Annotated in this window: 2 protein-coding genes and 1 pseudogene; all 3 read right to left on the bottom strand. The window is 32.5% G+C overall.

Annotated elements, in window-relative coordinates; translation table 11 throughout:
• Positions 1 to 1,444: 1,444 nt before the first annotated feature.
• A complete protein-coding gene (locus tag ACFIL8_RS08980; protein WP_375621811.1) occupies positions 1,445 to 1,570 on the bottom strand; it encodes a hypothetical protein in 126 nt (41 codons plus the stop codon).
• An 18-nt stretch (positions 1,571 to 1,588) separates the two neighbouring features.
• Positions 1,589 to 1,666: pseudogene (locus tag ACFIL8_RS08975) on the bottom strand (Killer protein); the annotation flags it as partial.
• 13 nt (positions 1,667 to 1,679) lie between these two features.
• Positions 1,680 to 2,612 (bottom strand): DMT family transporter, encoded by a 933-nt coding sequence (locus ACFIL8_RS08970; protein ID WP_375621810.1) that lies wholly within the window; start codon positions 2,610 to 2,612, stop codon positions 1,680 to 1,682.
• Between the last annotated feature and the right edge of the window lie 143 nt (positions 2,613 to 2,755).

Genomic DNA, 2,755 nt, shown 5'->3' with positions numbered 1-2,755 from the left:
ATGATGCCAATCGTTATGCTGTTGAAACCATTGGCAACCCTGCCTACCCTCTAGAGTTATTTCAGAGGGTTATTACCGTAAGTTTAGAAACAATGAAAATTGTTAAGAACTTACCAAAATTAGAAATAAGAGAAACTGAATAACTTATAAAGATGCTCATATAATGGGTATGATAAACGCATAAGGGGTATAGAGCTTATAACCATAATCTATACCTCTTTTGTTAAGTTGATTAGATACAATCTTTAAAAGGAGTGTTTGTATGCGTTATTCTAAAAAGAAGAAACTTGCACTTTTAGATACTCTTATTTACATTGCCTTTAAAAGATTAAACCGTAATCTAAAATGAGTGCTTTATCCTTTTCAAAAGCTTTGTTTAAAGAGGGTTATGTATATTCATTTTCTTATATTACTTATAGGTTTTGAATGTTTCTACCCCCCAAAACCCTTACAAAACATAGAGCATTAGTTGAATTTATAGGTTGTATTATTGATATAGGTTGTTTTTTGAAAAATTGATAAAAATTAACTTATTGAAATATAATAACTTTTATTTTTTTATTGAAAAAAATATATAAAAGGGGCGTAAAAAGCACCTCTAAAACTCATAACCATAAGGATCTTGATAGCATTTATTATGATTATAATCCCTTTCTTTTGAAAGGCTTTAAAAGATTATATGCTTTTCATAAGACATGTTTTAATCATTCACTAAATGATCACTTTTGTCGATTCAATGTACTGACATAAACTGACAAATATATATTTACAGTTGTATTTATTTGTTATGGCTGTTTTAATAAGTTGTATTTTGAAAAATTGATAAAACTTAACTTATTGAAATATAATGATTTTAATTTTCTCTCATTTAAAAAAAATGATATAGGTTCTAAAAAGAACTGACAAAAATGACAAAAGTTTATTAAAAGGGATTTTGCTCATCTCTATAATGATCAGTTTCTATTGAGATGTTTTCATAAGTGTTTTCATAACAGACAATAAATCGCAATTATCATATATCCTATTTATCATTTCTCTTATGAAAATGAAAAATGATGCCATGGCTATAAAGCATATAACAGCTATAGAAAATGCGTAAAAACAGCAGCTTCAAATAACTAAACTGTAAATGAACGCATTGATTATAAAGAGAGCACCTATAAGAGGCTATTAAATTTTAAATGTATTATAAACAAAATTCACAAAAAAATTTAAATTCATTTAGTAAAAAAACTGATAGATTATAAAGATAAAAATACGCATTATGAGAGCCTTTTTAAATATTATAGATGTATAGATTCAAAACATAACGCAATCGTTTCATAAAGCCCATAATATAGCTTTAAACGCATATAAATATAAAAGAAGCAATTCATAATCATAAGATATTATCAATACACAACGTATTTAAAAAATACAAAAAAATATCAAAAAAGATAAAATATTATTTGACAATAAATACGTATTTTGTTATATAAAGACGATACGCTAATTTTTGTATTGTTATCCCCATTTCTTCTAAAAAAGCTACTTTTAGAACTTCACTAGAATGGGCGGGGTTATGCGTCATTTGTTTTCATTCCTTTCATCAATGGTAATCTTGATAATCAACAAGCTCCACATCTGTTCCGATAAAGCGAAAAATAACACGCCAATTTCCATTCATCTTAAAAAGTATATTACTCTTTATGCGCATTGGGAACGGCTTTTCTAGATCCTAGTAAGCTGAATATATAGCCTTGTCCGATTAGAACTCCAAAAATCGTAATAAAAACGCCTATGATTTGCATGATTTGAGGGATGAAGCCGAACAGGATTTGCACCAATAAGGCTGAAATAGGTACAAAATTGAAAAATATCGCCGTCTTACCCGGACCTCGGATCGCTATTCCAATATTCCAAAATAGGTAGGCTAAAACTGATCCTGCAACCCCCATCCAAAGGAGTGCGAATAAACTAGCGCCGGACATAGACATCGTTTCTTGAAGAGGGGATTCGAATAAAAAGGTTAGGACGCCAAGGGCGACGGTGCCAGAGAGCATCGTCCAGCTTGTTGTTTCAAGCGGGGTTGCGTTCTTGACAAATGACCGCGTGCCCACGGTATAGAACGCCCAACCAATGGAACCTAAAAGAATCATAATATCTCCTTTGGCAAAGGAAACATGGTTAGACAAAAATCTCCCATTTGTTATGACTAAATAGACCCCGAACATGCTAATGAGCATCCCTATAACCCTCTCACAGGTTGGGAAAGATTTATTCATGATAGCTTCAATAATATTAGCACTAATAGGGGTTGTCGCCATGATGAGGGAGGCTGTTATGGGATTTGACGTTTGCAAGCCAACAAATAAAGCGCCATTAAACCCTGCCACACCGATAATCCCTAGGAAAATATAAGAAATAAAATTTTGCGATAAAACATGCCACCGCAAGCCTTCTTTGAAAATCATAATTAAAAATATGGCGATTACGGCAATGAGAAACCGCTCAAAAGAAGCTGTCCATGGAGAAACAGTCGTTAAAGCTATCTTAGTGGCTTGGAAATTGGAACCCCAAAAAAAGGTTCCTACGAGGGTTAAGACAAGAGCTATTCTGGGCGTGATTTTCATTGGATAGATCCTTATACTTGATACCAAAGTGGAGCATCGAGACGTATAGAAGAAATTTGTGCGGTAGTATAGAAGAAATTTGTGCGGTATTAGATGAGGAAAGAATAAAGTTGACCGCGGAAGCAATGTCATCTGGGTGAAGC

This window comes from Bartonella sp. AP57NXGY (assembly GCF_042195805.1).
GTDB lineage: Bacteria > Pseudomonadota > Alphaproteobacteria > Rhizobiales > Rhizobiaceae > Bartonella.
This window is presented reverse-complemented; position numbering and strand designations above follow the sequence as displayed.

Bases quoted from the DNA above. Each gene is read 5' to 3' on its own strand.
- ACFIL8_RS08980 (WP_375621811.1), bottom strand. From the start codon at position 1,570: ATGACGCATAACCCCGCCCATTCTAGTGAAGTTCTAAAAGTAGCTTTT.
- ACFIL8_RS08970 (WP_375621810.1), bottom strand. From the start codon at position 2,612: ATGAAAATCACGCCCAGAATAGCTCTTGTCTTAACCCTCGTAGGAACC.